At 60.8% G+C, this 15862-nt stretch carries 15 protein-coding genes; 4 read left to right on the top strand and 11 right to left on the bottom strand.

All coding sequences use genetic code 11. From position 1 onward, the window contains the following. Window positions 1–6: 6 nt before the first annotated feature. The gene (locus tag JFT63_RS26360) at window positions 7–1356 is read right to left on the bottom strand and encodes a GntT/GntP/DsdX family permease (protein ID WP_165901718.1); all 1350 of its coding nucleotides are present in this window, start codon (window positions 1354–1356) and stop codon (window positions 7–9) included. A 247-nt stretch (window positions 1357–1603) separates the two neighbouring features. Here JFT63_RS26360 and JFT63_RS26355 point away from each other — a divergent pair, with 247 nt between their 5' ends. Then, window positions 1604–1984: a lysozyme inhibitor LprI family protein gene (locus JFT63_RS26355; RefSeq protein ID WP_198845089.1), complete on the top strand. Its 381-nt coding sequence runs from the start codon at window positions 1604–1606 to the stop codon at window positions 1982–1984. Window positions 1985–2097: 113 nt separating this feature from the next. On the opposite strand, the gene JFT63_RS26350 is transcribed toward JFT63_RS26355, so the two are convergent. From JFT63_RS26350 to JFT63_RS26335, 4 genes are all read right to left on the bottom strand, one after another. Further along, window positions 2098–3543 carry a SulP family inorganic anion transporter gene (locus tag JFT63_RS26350; protein ID WP_198845088.1) on the bottom strand — a complete coding sequence of 482 codons (1446 nt, stop codon included), beginning with the start codon at window positions 3541–3543 and terminating at the stop codon, window positions 2098–2100. Between the two features lie 199 nt (window positions 3544–3742). Beyond that, window positions 3743–4636: an NAD-dependent epimerase/dehydratase family protein gene (locus tag JFT63_RS26345; RefSeq protein ID WP_198845087.1), complete on the bottom strand. Its 894-nt coding sequence runs from the start codon at window positions 4634–4636 to the stop codon at window positions 3743–3745. A 103-nt stretch (window positions 4637–4739) separates the two neighbouring features. After that, on the bottom strand, window positions 4740–5636 hold the full coding sequence (locus tag JFT63_RS26340) for a LysR substrate-binding domain-containing protein (protein WP_198845086.1): 897 nt from the start codon (window positions 5634–5636) through the stop codon (window positions 4740–4742). Between the two features lie 42 nt (window positions 5637–5678). After that, the gene (locus tag JFT63_RS26335) at window positions 5679–6443 is read right to left on the bottom strand and encodes a sulfite exporter TauE/SafE family protein (RefSeq protein WP_057703982.1); all 765 of its coding nucleotides are present in this window, start codon (window positions 6441–6443) and stop codon (window positions 5679–5681) included. 185 nt (window positions 6444–6628) lie between these two features. Between JFT63_RS26335 and JFT63_RS26330 the strand changes: the two genes are divergently transcribed. Continuing rightward, on the top strand, window positions 6629–7540 hold the full coding sequence (locus tag JFT63_RS26330; RefSeq protein ID WP_198845085.1) for a LysR substrate-binding domain-containing protein: 912 nt from the start codon (window positions 6629–6631) through the stop codon (window positions 7538–7540). Between the two features lie 15 nt (window positions 7541–7555). On the opposite strand, the gene JFT63_RS26325 is transcribed toward JFT63_RS26330, so the two are convergent. After that, window positions 7556–8983 (bottom strand): amino acid permease, encoded by a 1428-nt coding sequence (locus JFT63_RS26325; RefSeq protein ID WP_198845084.1) that lies wholly within the window; start codon window positions 8981–8983, stop codon window positions 7556–7558. Between the two features lie 132 nt (window positions 8984–9115). Continuing rightward, window positions 9116–10366, bottom strand: a complete 1251-nt coding sequence (gene kynU, locus JFT63_RS26320; RefSeq protein ID WP_198845083.1) for a kynureninase — start codon at window positions 10364–10366, stop codon at window positions 9116–9118. Between the two features lie 144 nt (window positions 10367–10510). Between kynU and JFT63_RS26315 the strand changes: the two genes are divergently transcribed. Then, complete coding sequence (locus JFT63_RS26315) at window positions 10511–10984, top strand: Lrp/AsnC family transcriptional regulator (RefSeq protein WP_005791350.1); 474 nt, start codon at window positions 10511–10513, stop codon at window positions 10982–10984. Window positions 10985–11090: 106 nt separating this feature from the next. Here JFT63_RS26315 and catA read toward each other — a convergent pair whose 3' ends face one another. Genes catA through JFT63_RS26300 form a run of 3 tightly spaced genes read right to left on the bottom strand, consistent with a single transcriptional unit; the run spans window position 11091 to window position 13490 of the window. Then, on the bottom strand, window positions 11091–12020 hold the full coding sequence (gene catA / locus JFT63_RS26310; RefSeq protein ID WP_057703986.1) for a catechol 1,2-dioxygenase: 930 nt from the start codon (window positions 12018–12020) through the stop codon (window positions 11091–11093). Between the two features lie 39 nt (window positions 12021–12059). Further along, window positions 12060–12350: a muconolactone Delta-isomerase gene (gene catC / locus JFT63_RS26305; protein ID WP_198845082.1), complete on the bottom strand. Its 291-nt coding sequence runs from the start codon at window positions 12348–12350 to the stop codon at window positions 12060–12062. A gap of 12 nt (window positions 12351–12362) precedes the next feature. Then, window positions 12363–13490 carry a muconate cycloisomerase family protein gene (locus JFT63_RS26300; RefSeq protein WP_057703987.1) on the bottom strand — a complete coding sequence of 376 codons (1128 nt, stop codon included), beginning with the start codon at window positions 13488–13490 and terminating at the stop codon, window positions 12363–12365. Window positions 13491–13604: 114 nt separating this feature from the next. Here JFT63_RS26300 and JFT63_RS26295 point away from each other — a divergent pair, with 114 nt between their 5' ends. Continuing rightward, window positions 13605–14480, top strand: coding sequence for a LysR family transcriptional regulator (locus tag JFT63_RS26295; protein WP_198845081.1), 876 nt, complete (start codon window positions 13605–13607; stop codon window positions 14478–14480). Between the two features lie 132 nt (window positions 14481–14612). Here JFT63_RS26295 and JFT63_RS26290 read toward each other — a convergent pair whose 3' ends face one another. Next, window positions 14613–15605, bottom strand: coding sequence for an AraC family transcriptional regulator (locus JFT63_RS26290; protein WP_186559846.1), 993 nt, complete (start codon window positions 15603–15605; stop codon window positions 14613–14615). Window positions 15606–15862 lie beyond the last annotated feature (257 nt).

The following is a 15862-nucleotide window of genomic DNA, read 5'->3' as shown; positions in this document are numbered from 1 at the left end:
TTAAGCTCATAACACCAGCGACAAGCCGTAGGTCAGACCGAAGGCGACCAGCGAAATCAGGGTCTCCAGTACGGTCCAGGTTTTGAAAGTCTGGATCACCGTCATATTGAAGTATTCCTTGATCAGCCAGAAGCCGCCGTCGTTAACGTGGGAAAAAATCACCGAACCTGCCCCGGTCGCCAGCACCAGCAATTCAGGGTGTGGATAACCCAGGCCCAAAGCGACAGGCGCAACCACCCCGGACGCAGTGGTCATGGCAACCGTGGCCGAGCCCGTGGCGATACGCATCAACGCCGCAAACAGCCAGCCCATTACCAGCGGCGACAAGTGGAACGCATGGGCCAGGCCGAGGATTTCATGGGTCACACCGGCGTCCACCAGGATGCGATTCAAACCACCGCCCGCGCCCACCAGCAAGGTGATACTGGCGGTCGGCGCCAGGCACTCGTTGGTGAATTTGAGTATCGACTCCCGGTTAAAGCCCTGGGCCAGGCCCAGGGTCCAGAAGCTCACCAGGGTCGCCACCAGCAGGGCGATCACCGAGTTGCCGATAAACAGCAGGAACTGGTTGAAACCGGTGCCCGGCGTGGAAATTACATTGGCCCAGCCGCCGATCATCATCAGCACCACAGGCAGCAGAATAGTACCCATGGTCAGCGCAAAACTGGGCAGGCGAGTACGCGGTTCGCGCTCAATAAACTGGCGCTCCAGCGGGTTCTCCGCCGGCAGGTGAATATGCGGCACGATGAATTTGGCGTAGACGGGGCCGGCGATGATCGCCGTGGGGATACCGATCAAAATCGCATACAGCACCGTCTGCCCGACCGAGGCGTTGTAGGCCAGCACCGCCATCATCGCCGCCGGATGCGGTGGCACCAGCGCGTGCACCACCGACAAGCCGGCGACCATCGGCAGGCCGACCATCAGGATCGACACACCCACGCGCCGCGCCACGGTAAAGGCAATCGGTACCAGCAATACAAAACCCACCTCGAAAAACAGCGGCAGCCCCACCAGGAACGCAATGCACACCATTGCCCAGTGGGCATTGCGTTCACCGAAGCGGTTGATCAGCGTACGCGCCACCTGCTCGGCGCCACCGGACTCGGCCATCATCTTGCCGAGCATGGTGCCCAACGCCACCACCAGGGCGATATGCCCCAGGGTTTTACCGACGCCCGCCTCATACGACCCCATGATGGTGTCGGCCGGCATCCCGGCCATCAGCGCGAGGCCGATGGACACCAGCGTGATGACGATAAACGGGTTAAGTCGGTAACGTGCAATCAGCACGATCAATGCAATGATGGCGATGGCAGCGTATGCCAATAGCCCGAAGCCCGGTGATGCGGCCATGCGGTACTCCTCGGAAAGGGTCACGTCGAATTGGTTGTGAAACTCATAAATCATTACCGAGGAGCAATTTCAATTTTCATGAAAGTAATTTTCGCCCACGGACAAGCGCTGTCGCGTGGAGATATGTCCATCGCCAACCCATGAAAATCCGGGGGATGTTCTTACATGAAGATCAGAGGATGCCTGAAACTCACGCGCCGCCCTTGAGTCATAGAATGCGCATCCACTCATGCTCAGGAAACCGCCCATGATTCGCACCACACTCGCCGCCAGCGCCCTGATTCTGTGCCTGGGCGGCACCGCCTATGCGGCCGACAATGCCGCGTTGAAAAAATGCATGGACAGCGCCAATACCACGGCGGACATGGTCAATTGCAACGCCCGGCAAACCAAGGTGCAGGACGAGCGCCTGAACCGCGCCTACAAGACCGCCCTCGCCGCCCAGGACGGCGCGCGCAAGCAGCAACTGCAGGACGTGCAGCGCCTGTGGATCAAGTACCGCGACGCCAACTGCGCCTTCGCCGGCAGCGCCACCGGCGGCACCCTTGATCAGGTCAACGGCTCCGGCTGCGTACTGGACATGACCCAAACCCGCGCCCAGGAACTGGAAGACCTGGTAGGGCCATAATCGCGACCTCGCCTCCTGTAGGAGCGAGCTTGCTCGCGAAAAACCCGAGAACGCCGCGCAGCATCAGAATCCCCGCGTTATCGTTGTCGATTTTCGCGAGCAAGCTCGCTCGCTCAGTCGTGGTGAACCTTGGCGCGCTTGAGCAGTTTTTTGCAGCGCTCGGATAAATGCAGCACACGCAAATGCTTGCCGGCCTTGGCATAGCGCTCGCGCAAGGTCATCAACGCAGCAATCGCCGAATAGTCGACAAAGCTCAGGTGACGGCAATCGAGCGTGACCTGAGCCGGGTCATTGGCCGGATCGAACTGATTCAAAAACGGCGTGGTTGAGGCAAAGAACAACGTGCCGTGCAGCCGATAGAGCTTGCTGCCATCGGCCTCCAGATGTGCATCGGCGTATAGCTCGCGCGCCTGCTGCCAGGCGAAGTTCAGCGCGGCGATGACGATACCGCACAGCACCGCAGTGGCCAGGTCGGTGAACACCGTAATGATCGTCACCGCCATGATCACCAGCACGTCGTTGAGCGGCACCTTGTTGATCACCCGCAGCGAAGCCCAGGCGAAGGTCTGTTGCGACACCACAAACATCACACCCACCAGCGCCGCCAGCGGAATACGCTCGATCAGCGGTGACAGAAACAGAATGAACAGCAGGATCATCACCCCGGCAAACACCCCGGAGAAACGTCCGCGCCCGCCGGAGCTGAGGTTGATCACGGTTTGCCCGATCATCGCGCAACCGCCCATGCCGCCGAACAGGCCCGAGACCATATTCGCTGCGCCCAGGGCCACGCTTTCACGGTCGGGGTAGCCACGGGTCTCGGTGATTTCGTCGGTGAGGTTGAGGGTCAGCAGGGTTTCCAGCAGGCCGACCATCGCCATCAGGAACGCGTAGGGCGCAATGATGCCGAGGGTGTCCAGGGTCCAGGGGATTTGCGGCAGGGCGAAGGTCGGCAAGCCACCGGCGATATGTGCCATATCGCCCAACGTGCGGGTCGGCAGGCCCAGCAGGTACACCGCCAGACCAACGCCAAGGATCGCCACCAATGCGGGCGGCACGGCGCGGGTCAGGCGTGGCAGCAGGTAGACAATCGCCATGGTCACCGCCACCAGGCCCGCCATCACATACAGAGGCGTGCCGCTGAGCCACTGTTCGCCGCTCTTGAAATGTTCCAGTTGTGCCAGCGCAATAATGATCGCCAGCCCGTTGACGAAACCGAGCATCACCGAGTGCGGCACCATGCGCACCAGCTTGCCCAGGCGCAGCAGGCCGAAAGCGACCATGATCAACCCGCCCAGCAGTACCGTCGCCAGCAGATATTCCACGCCGTGTTGCACCACCAGCGCAACGATCACCACCGCCATCGAGCCTGCCGCACCGGACACCATGCCGGGACGGCCACCGAACAAAGCGGTGAGGGTGCAAATGATGAAAGCACCGTAGAGGCCCATCAGCGGGTTGAGGTGGGCCACCAGGGCAAAGGCGATGCATTCGGGCAGCAGCGCAAAAGACGTGGTGAGGCCGGCCAGGGCGTCGGCGCGCAGACGGGTGAGGTTCATGGAGTACCAGGGAATTGCGGGGGATAAGGCGGGGAATGGTACGGAATTACGGCGGGTGGGGCTAGTGAAGTGTCAGCTCCGAGGTACCGAGTCGCCTCTTTCGCAGGCAAGCCAGCTCCCACATTTGATAGGGGTCACACCTTAAAAATGTGGGAGCCGGGCTTGCCCGCGATGGCCACGCCGCGGTGCTAAGCGAACATCAAATCATCTCGTTGCGAATCCACTCCACCACCGACGTACGCTTCGGCGCCCAGCCCAACAGTTCACGAGCGTGTTTACCGCGCACTCGGCTGTTGGAGCCCAGCCCATAGTTGGCCATTTCATAGCCCCACTCGGCCTCAGCCTCGGCCAATGGCCAATCCTGTGGTTTGCCCAGGTTCAGCGCTTGGGCAATCGCCGTGGTCATGTCGATAAACGCCGCTTCGCTGCTTTCCACAAAGTAGAAAGTACCCGGAACGTTTTTGGTCAGCGCCAGCAGATACAGGGCGACCACGTCTTCAATATGCACGTTGGACCAGATGTTCTGCCCGCTGCCCACATGGCGCACTACACCGCTCTTGCGCGCCTGCTTGAGCAAGCGTGGCAATTGCACGCTGTCACGCTTTACGCCCAGGCTGTGGCCGTAGATCAGGGTGTTGCAGATCACCGCCGAATTCACACCGTCATTGGCCGCCGCAAGGATCAGGTTGTCGATCGCCACGCGTGCGGCCTTGTCGACGGTCGGCTCTGGCAGGTTGTCTTCAAAGTAGATGACTTCACTGGCCTTGCCGCCCGACGCATCGCCGACGATGCTCGAACCGCTGGTGTGCAGGAACGGCTTGTTTGAGCCTTTCAAGGCGGCCAGCAAGGTTTCTACGGCAGCGCGATGGTCGCTGCTGGCGGCGTTGATCACCGCATCGGCCTTCTGCGCCTGCGCCGTCAACACGGCTGCGTCGTCGAGGGTGCCGATCACCGGCGTGATGCCCAGCGCGGTCAGTTCAGCGGCTTGTTCGGCGCTGCGCACCAGGCCGGTGACGTGATGGCCGGCGTTGACCAGGCCGGTGGCGATCGAACCGCCGATAAACCCTGCTGCACCGGTAACGAATACATTCATGGAGGTTGCTCCTGACTGGGTAAGTGATGCGCCCAGTATCCAGCCCCCGCTGCTGCCGAATAAGCCCGTACGGCCCAATTCACTCTTGCGTGCAAGTCACGAATCAGCGCGCATACCGTGCCAGCTTGGCCTGAATAAAGTCCAGGAAGCATTGAATGCGCAGTGCCAATTGCGAGTTGCGATAGAACACCGCGTGAATCGGCTGACGATAACCGCTATTGAACGCCTCCAGCATGGGCACCAGGCGGCCGGCGTCGATGTCGTCGACGGTCATGAAATTCGACAGGCAACAAATGCCCTGCCCCTGCAGCGCCAACTGACGCAGGGTTTCGCCACTGGACGCGCTGACGCCGGGCTGGATCAGCCAACGGTCGCCTTCGCCATGACGCAGCGGCCAGTGGTTGAGGGTCTCGGTGTGGGTGAAGCCCAGCAAGGTGTGATCAGCCAACTCGGCAACGGTCGTCGGTGTGCCGTACTGCTTGAGGTAGTCGGGGCTGGCCAGGATATGCAGCGGCGTACTGCCCAGGGAGCGCGCGTGAAGGGTCGAGTCAGCCAGGGTACCGATGCGAATGGCGATGTCGGTGCTTTGCTCAAGCAGGTCGATGATCAAGTCGTCGCTGTTGAGCTCCAACTGGATATCCGGGTACAAGCGGCGAAATTCGGCGATGTACGGCACGATCCCATGCAGCATGAACGGCACCGCGGCATTGATACGCAGGCGGCCGGCCGGTTTTTTCTGGCGCGACGACAGGCGCTCTTCCAGCTCCTCCATCTGCGCCAGGATCATCTTGGCCTGCTCGAAGAAGTACTTGCCCTCCTCGGTCAGGTCCATGCGCCGCGTGGTGCGGTTGATCAGCGTGGTGTCGAGCTTGGCTTCCAGGCGCGACAAGGTGCGGCTCACCGCAGACGGCGTTTGCCCGACCTTTTCGGCGGCGGCCGAAATCGAGCCGCATTCAATCACGCTGACGAAGATCTGTAGCTCATCGGAACGGGCTTTCACGGGCGGTCCTTGATTTGTCGGCTGACACAGGCACGGCCATTATTAACCAGCCAGCAACAAATGGCCTCCCAACAACGCCATGCCGGTGAAAAACCCGCGTTTGAACCACAGCGCACTGATGCGCTGGCGCACCACCTGGCCCAACCACATCCCCAGCAACGCCGGTACCAGCGCCAGCAATGACGCCCCCATTTCACCGCCGCCCAGTGCCCCGCGCCAGGCCAGCCCGGCGGCAAGTGCCAACGTCGATACGGTGAACGACAGCCCCAGCGCCTGCACCAACTGATCACGGCTCAAGCCCAGCGCCTGCAGGTACGGCACCGCAGGGATCACGAAGACACCGGTGGCCGAGGTAATGATGCCGGTGATCACCCCGCATAAAGGGCCCAACCAGCGCTCGGTTCGGGGCGCGATCTTAAAGGTCGGCAGGAATAAGCCGCTCAACGCATACACCAGTAAAGCCGCGCCCAGGGCACGCACCACCCAAGGCCCGCTCCCCATGCCCAGCCACAAGGTGCCCAGCCCAGTGCCGAGGAAAATCAGCAACAGCATCGGCCACAGGCGTTTGAGCAAGGCACCCAAGTGCCCGCCAAAGGACAGTTGCCAGAGGTTGGTTACCGTCGAAGGAATGATCAGCAATACCGCAGCCTGCGCCGGCAGCATAGCCAGGCCAAGCATGCCCATGGCTACAGTGGGCAAGCCCAGGCCGATAACGCCCTTCACCGTACCGGCCAGCAGGAAGGTGGTGATGACCAGCGCTGTCAGGGCGGGGCCGAGGTTTTGGTAGAACGAGAGGAAGGTATTCATGCACCGATTGTGCAGGGCTGGAGAGTGGCTGAAAATTCGCCATATACTGAGCCAGCCTCTTGTTTTGTGTGAGGCTGATGACGCTATCGCAGGCAAGCCAGCTCCCACATTTGAATGTATTCACAATTCAAAGTGTGGGAGCTGGCTTGCCTGCGATGAGGCCCTTCCAGTCACTGGGAAACTTCATGCACTTTGACCTCATCGACCTGCGCCTCTACCTGCACATCCTGGACACCGGCAATATCACCGCCGGCGCGGCCCGCAGCCACCTGTCCCTGGCTGCCGCCAGCGCACGCATCCGAGCTATGGAGTCTTCATTGGGCATTGCGTTTCTTGAGCGCGGCCGCCGTGGCGTGACCCCGACACCCGCGGGCAAAGCCCTGGCCCGGCACGCTCGCCTGCTGGTGCAACAGACCGACCACCTGCAACAGGATCTGGCCGAATACGCCAATGGCGTCAAAGGCCAGGTACGCCTGCTGTGCAACACCACCGCCCTTAGCGAGTACCTGCCTGAACTGCTCGCACACTTTTTGCGCGAGCATCCCAACCTCGATATCGACCTGCAAGAGTTGCCCAGCCTGCGCATCACCCACGCCTTGCGCCAGGGCACCGCCGACCTGGGGATTATTTCCGATGCGGTGGACACCCACGGTTTGCAGACCCGGGCGTTTCGCGATGACCCGCTGATGCTGATCATGCCCCTGGACCACCCGTTGACCAACCCGAGTTTTATCGACAGCTTGCAATACGATTACGTGGGCCTGGCGGCCAACAGCGCGCTGGCGGTTTACCTGGAAGAACAGGCATTGCACGCAGGCTTTCGCTTGCAGACACGCATTCGCGCCGACGGTTTTGACGGGGTGATTCGCATGGTCGCCGGCGGCGCGGGCCTGGGCATCGTGCCTCAGGCCGCCTTGGAGCGTTGGCCAACTGCGCGTCGCTTCAAGGCCCATCCCCTGCGAGAAGAATGGGCCTGTCGCAAACTGCTGTTATGCGCACGCTCGTTCGAGCAATTGCCCGGTTACGCCAGCACCTTACTCGCTGCGCTCAAGGCCCCCTGTAGGAGCGAGCTTGCTCGCGAAGATCGTCAACGATAACGCGAGCTATCTGGTTTAACGCGGAGCTCTCGGGCTTTTCGCGAGCAAGCTCGCTCCTACAGATGATGCGCGTTTGTGGAAGAAGGTGTAGTAAACCGCCGACAAGATCACCAAGAATGGCACGCCAAACACCAGCGTCATCTTGAAAGCGTCGGTGAAATAGGTGGTGATCATCACCGCCCCCATCAGCACCAACCCCAGCAGCGTGCTGTATGGAAAAAACCGCAGCTGGAACGACAATTTCACCCCGCCATGGCGCTTGCGATAGCGACGAAAGAACAGGTGCGTGAGGAAGATCATGAACCAGGTGAAGATCGCGCCAAACATCGAGATCGCCATCATCAGGGTGAATGAGCTTTCCGGGTACACCACATTCAGCAGGGTCGCCAGGGCGATGCCCGAACTGGACAGCAACAAGGCGTTCAGCGGGATGCCGTTCTTGCTCAAGGCGCCCATGGATTTGGGCGCAAAGCCTGCACGGGACAGGCTGAACATCATGCGCGTGGTGATGTAGAGCTGGCTGTTCATGGCCGACAGCGCTGCGATGAGGATCACGAAATTCATCACCCCGGTGGCACCCGGAATACCGATGGTCTGCATCACCGTGACGAACGGGCTCTGGGCCTGGCCGGCCTGGTTCCACGGCACGATGGCGAGCATCAGCGCCAGGGTCAGCAGGTAGAACACCACCAGCCGCACGATGGTAGCGCGGAAGGCTTTCTTCACCGCCTGCTCCGGGTCGGCGGCCTCACCAGCGGCCACGGCGATCATCTCGACGCTGAGGTAGCTGAAGATCGACACAATGACGGCGATCCACATGCCACTCAAGCCATGGGGGAAAAAGCCGTCGTGGGCGGTGTAGTTCTGCACGCCATAGTCAGGGTTGCCGGAACCGAACACCACGTACACCGCCAGGATGATGAAGCCGACGATGGCGCTGATCTTGATGGTCGAGAACCAGTATTCGAAGTTGCCGAAGGTCTTTACGCTGATCGCATTGAGCACAATCAGCACACTGGAAAACGACACGATCCACACCCACTCCGGCACGTTGGCGAACCAGTACTTCATGTACATCGCTACCGCCGTGACCTCGGCGCCTACCGCCAGCACAATCGCCGCCCAGTAGGCATACCGCACCAGGAACCCGGCCAACGGGCTGATGTAGAACTCGGCATAAGCGCCGAAGGAGCCGGAGGTGGAGTGAGCCACCGTCATCTCCGCCAGGCAGCCCATCAGCAGCAAGGTGATCAAGGCGCCGATGGCGTAGCTCACCAGCACGCTGGGCCCGGCATAACCAATGGCGTAGGCGCTGCCCATGAACAGCCCGGTGCCGATGGCGCCACCGATGGCGATCATGCTCATCTGGCCGGAAGTGAGCTGGCGCCTGAGGCCCAGTTCGCGGTGAGTGATTTCTGCAAAGCCGTTGTCTGGCGTGGTCACGGGTGTGCCCCTTTATTATTGTGATGGTGGCTGACGCTGAACCTATGGGAGCTGGCTTGCCTGCGATAACGGTAGTGAATGCACCGACGCTATCGCAGGCAAGCCAGCTCCCACATTTGATCTGTGTTGCCCTTAAGTAACGCTGTTGCGCACTTTGAATTGCGGTTGGTCCCAAGTGGCGTTGTCGAGAATTTCACCGAGGATTTCCACCGCGTCCCACACCTCGGTAAAGCTGGTGTACAACGGCGTGAAACCAAAGCGCATGATCCGCGGTTCACGGTAATCGCCGATCACGCCTCGGGCGATCAGGGCCTGGATCACTGCATAGCCTTCAGGGTGTTCGAAGCTCACATGGCTGCCGCGCCGGGCGTGTTCACGCGGGGTGATCAGCTCCAGCCCATGGGCGGCGCAGCGGCTTTCGACCAAGGCGATAAACAGGTCGGTCAATGCCAGGGATTTGCTGCGCAGGCTGGCCATGTCGGTCTGGGCAAAAATATCCAGACCGCATTCCACCATGGCCAACGACGTGATCGGCTGGGTGCCGCACAGGTAGCGCGCGATACCGGCGCTGGGGGCGTAACTCGATTCCATGGCGAATTGGCGGGTATGCCCGAACCAACCCGACAACGGCTGGCGCACTACATCCACCAACGCCGGGTTGACCCACACAAAGGCCTGGGAGCCCGGGCCGCCGTTGAGGTATTTGTAAGTGCAGCCAATCGCATAATCAGCACTGGCCTGGTGCAGGTCCACAGGCACCGCGCCCGCTGAGTGCGCCAGGTCCCAGATGCTCAGCGCGCCATACTCGTGGCTCAGCGCGGTCAGCGCCGCCATGTCGTACATGTAGCCCGTCTTGTAGTTGACGTGGGTAAGCATCACCACCGCCACGTCGGCGTCGATGGCCTGGGGCAGCTCGGCCGGGCTGTTGACCAGGCGCAGGGAATAGCCTTGCTGCAGCAGTTCAGCCAAGCCTTCTGCGATATACAAATCGGTGGGGAAGTTACTTGCTTCGCTGACGATCACCTTGCGCCCAGGCACACGTTGGCGCTGCACACTCAATGCGGCGCTGAGCACCTTGAACAGGTTGATCGAGGTGGTATCGGTGACCACCACTTCGCCGTCACGCGCACCGATCAACGGCGCCAGGCGGTTGCCCAAGCGCTGGGACAAATCCGCCCAGCCCGCGCTGTTCCAGCTGCGAATCAAGCCATTGCCCCACTCTTGGGCGATCACCTGTTGTGCCCGCTCCAGCGCTGCCACCGGGCGGGCGCCGAGGGAGTTGCCGTCGAGGTAGATCACGCCTTCGGGCAAGGCGAACTGTTGGCGCAGTGACGCCAACGGATCCTGGGCGTCGAGGGCTTGGCAATGGCTGCGAGTGGTCATGGGTCGTCCTGGTTTTTATAGGTGAGGATGGACCAAATAATGAACGAACTTTTAGAGAATTTTCGTGCAAAGTGGTGGGTAAACGGCTATTTAAGCTGTAGGAAATTCGAATTTAATCTCAAAATACGCGGATATCTTCCAAGCATGATTCTCGACGCCACCGACCTGCGCCTCCTGCATTTTCTGCAACAGGATGGCCGTATCAGCAACCAGGAACTGGCGGAAAAAGTCGCCCTGTCACCCTCGGCGTGCCTGCGCCGTTTGCGCTTGTTGGAGAGCGAAGGAATCATCAGCGGCTACCGCGCGGTATTGAATGCCGAGCAGCTGGGAATCGAGCTTGAAGCCATCGTGCACCTGTCGCTGCGCCAGGATATCGAGGACTGGCATGAGACGTTCATCAAGAAGGTGCAAGGTTGGCCGGAGGTGGCGAGCGCCTATGTGATCACCGGCGCCAGCAATTATGTGCTGCGGGTGCAGGCGCGCAACCTCAAGCACTTTTCGGACTTTATTGTGAACCACCTGAACCGCACGGCGGGGGTGATGGATATTCGCTCTGAGATTGTGCTGCAGAAGATCAAGGACCGGGATGAGGTATTGGACCTGGTCGTGCGCAAATAACACAAACATCCCAAAACCAATGTGGGAGCTGGCTTGCCTGCGATAGCGGTGGAACATTCACCACCGCTATCGCAGGCAAGCCAGCTCCCACAGTTGACCGAGTTGATCAGTCTTCCAGAGCACGGACGCGTTGCATGCGCTGCTGCTCTATTGGCGCATCCGCTACCTGCAACTCAAAGTCAAAATCAATCTGCGCAAACCGCCCCTGCACGCCAAATTCCTGCGCCAGTTGCGGATCTTCGCTGAAGCGGATCTCGGCAATCAGTTCATCGCGGGTGGCATAGGCAAAGTCATCATGCAGGTACGGGTCATCCGACAGGTTGATCTGGGTGGTCAGGTGCCGGTGCCCGGGCGCCGATATGAAGAAGTGAATATGCGCCGGCCGTTGCCCGTGGCGCCCCAGTTGGTCGAGCAGCTGTTGCGTCGGCCCGGTCGGCGGGCAGCCGTAGCCCGAAGGTACGATGCTGCGGAAACGGTAGTTGCCCTGGGCGTCGGTCTCGATACGGCGACGCAGGTTGAATTCAGACTGATTCGGGTCGAACCACGAATAAGTGCCGCCGGTATTGGCCTGCCACACATCGACAATCGCCCCCGCCAATGGCTTGCCTTCGGTATCGCGCACTTGCCCGCGCATGAACAACGGCACCGCGTCGTCCTTGCCGTCATCCAGCCGTGCTTCGTATTTGGACAGCGGCGCGCCGGCCACGTACAGCGGGCCTTCAATGGTGCGCGGTGTACCGCCGGACTTGCCTGCCTGCTCATCGGCGGCGTCCATCAACAGGTCCAGATAATGCTCCAGGCCCAGGCCGGCAGCGAGCAGACCGGCCTCCTGGTTTTTGCCCAGCTCATTGAGGTAGTTGACCGCCTTCCAGAATTCTTCCGGGGTCACTTCCAGGTCTTCGATGATGTTCACGGTGTCGCGCAGGATCCGGTAGATCAGCGCCTTGGCGCGCGGGTTGCCCGCGTCATTGAGGTTGCCGCTGGCTTCTTCGAGAAAGCGTTGAGCGTGGGCAGTCTGGGACAGGCGGATGGACATGGTGCATTCCTCATCTTGTAGTTATAGGTGGAAGCCGGCTCAGCGGTCGTCCGCATGGATCGACGACGGGTGTCGGCACAGCGCATTCACTTCGATGACCATGTAGGGAAACAACGGCAGTTGCATCAGCAGGTCGTGCAGGTCTTGCACGCTGTCGACATCGAACACGCTGTAGTTGGCGTAGTGCCCGGCGATGCGCCATAGGTGGCGCCACTTGCCCTCTTGTTGCAGACGTTGCGCCAGGGCTTTCTCTTCGGCCTTGAGGCTGGCGGCGCGCTCGGGGTGCATGTCGAGGGGCAGGTTCACAGTCATTTTTACGTGGAACAACATGGCAGGCGCCTCTTAGTGTTTGTCGCGGCGAAAGAACGCCAGGCGCTCTTCATCGAGCGCCAGGCCCAGGCCCGGCGCGCTGGAAACGTGCAGCTGGAAATCGCGGTACACCGGTGGCTCGGTGAGGATGTCTTCGGTGAGCAACAACGGGCCAAACAATTCGGTGCCCCACGCCAGATTGTTTAGCGTGAGGAAAGCATGGGCCGACGCCAGGGTGCCGATGCCGCCTTCGAGCATGGTGCCGCCGTACAAGCCGATGCCGGCCGCCTCGCCGATTGCCGCCGTACGCAACACGGCGCGCGGGCCGCCATTCTTGGCGATCTTCAGGGCGAACACCGTGGCCGCACCTTCACGGGCCAGGTTGAATGCATCCTCGACACACTCGATGGACTCATCGGCCATGATCGGCACCGGGCTCGACAGGTTGAGCCGAGTCATACCACCACGGTTGTTGCGCGAGATCGGTTGTTCGATCAGGTCGATACCGTGGTCGCCGAGCACCTTGCACGCCCGCAGGGCCACGGCTTCATCCCAGGCCTGGTTGACGTCGACGCGCACACTGGCGCGCTCGCCCAGGGCTTTCTTGATTGCGATCACATGGGCCAGATCGCGGCTGACTTCACCGGCGCCGATCTTCAGCTTGAAGAGGCGGTGACGGCGCAGGTCGAGCATTTTCTCGGCCTCGTTGATGTCCTGTTCGGTATTACCGCTGGCCAGGGTCCAGGCCACCGGCAACGCGTCCCGCACACGCCCGCCCAGCAACTCACTGACCGGCAGGCCCAGGCGTTTGCCGAGGGCGTCGAGCAAGGCGCTTTCGATGCCGGATTTGGCAAAGGTGTTGCCACGAATACTGCGTTCCAGGCGCAACATGGCCGCATTGATGTTGCTCGCGTCCTGGCCGATCAATAGCGGCGCAAAGTGGCGATCGATATTGATCTTGATGCTGTCGGGGCTTTCATTGCCGTAGCTCAGGCCGCCGATGGTGGTGGCTTCGCCGATGCCTTCAATGCCGTCGGCGCAACGCAGGCGGATGATCACCAGGGTCTGGTTTTGCATGGTGTGCATCGCCAGCTTGTGCGGGCGAAGGGTGGGCAGATCAACAATAAGCGTGTCGATCGATTCGATGGCGCAAATCGGCATGGCAATACCCGTTGGGTTCTTTATAGATTTGTGCCGATTCTGTGCCGCATTTTTTTGGGGTTCCAATATAGAATTGGTCTGATGCGATACCCTCAAGGTATGAAAGGAGTCGATATGGAACTGCGTCACTTGCGCTATTTCCAGGTGCTGGGCGAAACCCTTAACTTCACCCGGGCTGCCGAACGCCTGCACATCGCCCAGCCGCCCTTGAGCCGGCAGATCCAGCAGTTGGAGGATGAACTGGGGGTTGTGCTGCTGGAGCGCAGTCGGCCTTTGCGCCTGACAGAAGCCGGGCGTTTTTTCTATGAGCACGCCAATGTGCTGCTCGAACAGTTGGGCAAGGTGTGCGACAACACTCGGCGCATCGGCCTGGGTGAGAAGACGTGGCTGGGCATCGGCTTTGCGCCTTCGACCTTGTACGGCGTGCTGCCGGAATTGATTCGCCGGCTGCGCAATCACGAGGCCCTGGAGCTGGAGTTGGGCTTGTCGGAAATGACCACGTTGCAACAGGTCGAAGCGCTCAAGGCCGGGCGCATCGATGTAGGCTTCGGGCGTATTCGCATTGATGACCCGGCCATCGCCCAACGCGTATTGGTGGAGGATCGCCTGGTGGCCGTGCTGCCCAGCGGCCACCCCCTGCTGGGCGCCCAGGCCACCCTCGCCCAGTTGGCCGCCGAGCCCTTCGTGCTCTACCCCGGCAACCCGCGCCCCAGTTATGCCGACCATGTGATTGCGCTGTTTGACACCCACGGTTTGAGCCTGAAAGTGGCGCAGTGGACCAACGAGTTGCAGACCGCTATCGGCCTGGTGGGCGCCGGTATGGGCGTGACGCTGGTGCCGGCGTCGGTGCAGGTGCTGCATCGGGCGGATATTGGCTATACGCCGGTGGTGGAGGCCACTGCGACTTCGCCGATCATTCTGAGCCGGCGGGTGAATGACCAGTCGCCGGGGCTGACTCATTGCCTGCAACTGGTTGAAGAGTTGATCTGAGATTCCCCAAACACTGTGATTTCCTTGTGGGAGGGGGCTTGCCCCCGATTGCAGGGTGTCAGACAGCACATCCATTGACTGATACACCGCTATCGGGGGCAAGCCCCTCCCACATTTGGGTCTTCATTGTTTTCAGAGGCTGCGCAGGCGCTTGCGTTGCAATGTCTGGCTGGGCGACTCATCGAACAGCTTGCGGTACTGCGCCGAAAACCGCCCCAGGTGCGTAAAGCCCCAACCCAGGGCGATCTCGGAAATGGTACGGATCGAGCCCTGCTCCAGAATCTCCTGGCGCACCGCCCCCAACCGATGCTTCTTCAGATACGCCATGGGCGACAGCGCGAAGTACTTGCGAAAGGCATCGAACAACTTGAACCGCGACACCCCGGCTGCCACTTCCAGGTCTTCCAGGTGCACGGCTTCACGGGCGTTGTCATGAATGTATTGCCGCGCACGAATCAAGTAGTGCGGCAGTTTCACCCCCAACACTTCGCGCAATTCTTCGGAGTAGTTATTCGGCTGGGCCAGGATCAGCCCCTTGATCAGCGAGCTTTCCAGGTCGCGGGTAAACGCCGCCTGCTCGTACAATTCGCTGCTGCATTCCAGTTCGGCGATGAAGTATCGCGCCATGCGCCACCACGAAGCCGGGGCGCCATCCACGGCATCCATCACCGACTCAAACCGCAGCGGCGCATCGATGGGCCGTTGCAGCAAACCTTCCAGTGACTCGCTCATCGCCGCGCGGGTGATCACCACCTGCAACTTGCGGCAGTCACCGGAAATCGCCAGCACCTGGTGCTCGTTGGGCGAAATGATCACGCCCTGGTCGCGGTTGGAACTCAAGCGCTCACCGTTCTTGCTCAGCTCCTGCTCGCCCACCAGCGGCAGGCTCAAGCTGTAGCTGCTGAAGTGCTCGGCGTCTTCGATGTCGATGGTCACGTCGGTACCGTATTCGATCACGCCCAGGGTGGTGGCGCGGGACTTGAACACATTGGCGCTGTGATGAAATCGCAGGCGCTCGGGGGTGGCCGTCGCCAGGCGATGGGGACCGCAGATGCCCGACATCCAGCTGCGGGCGCCTTCGAGATCGAAGCGCTGAATATGAATATCGCGTGTCTGGCTACTCATCGGGCTGCACCCACGGCGGTTAGGCGTTTGCGCGCTCTGGCGGCGCGTCGTTGAACATCGACAGCAAGTTCCAAGCCACGTCGGCACAGTCGCAACCGTGTGGATAGCAACCGTCGACTATGTGGATAAATTCGAGGCTTTTGCGACCATCACCTGCAATGACAGTAGCCCATTGCGTCACCGTGCCGCACCGGGTTGGGTATTTGCTGCCCAACTTTGCGGCCCATCTTGCCCCATTAATCGGATAGCCCACCGGC

The organism is Pseudomonas sp. MF7453 (assembly GCF_016405455.1).
GTDB lineage: Bacteria > Pseudomonadota > Gammaproteobacteria > Pseudomonadales > Pseudomonadaceae > Aquipseudomonas > Aquipseudomonas paralactis.
Note: the sequence above shows the minus strand (reverse complement) of the source record. Positions and strands in the feature narration are given on the sequence as shown.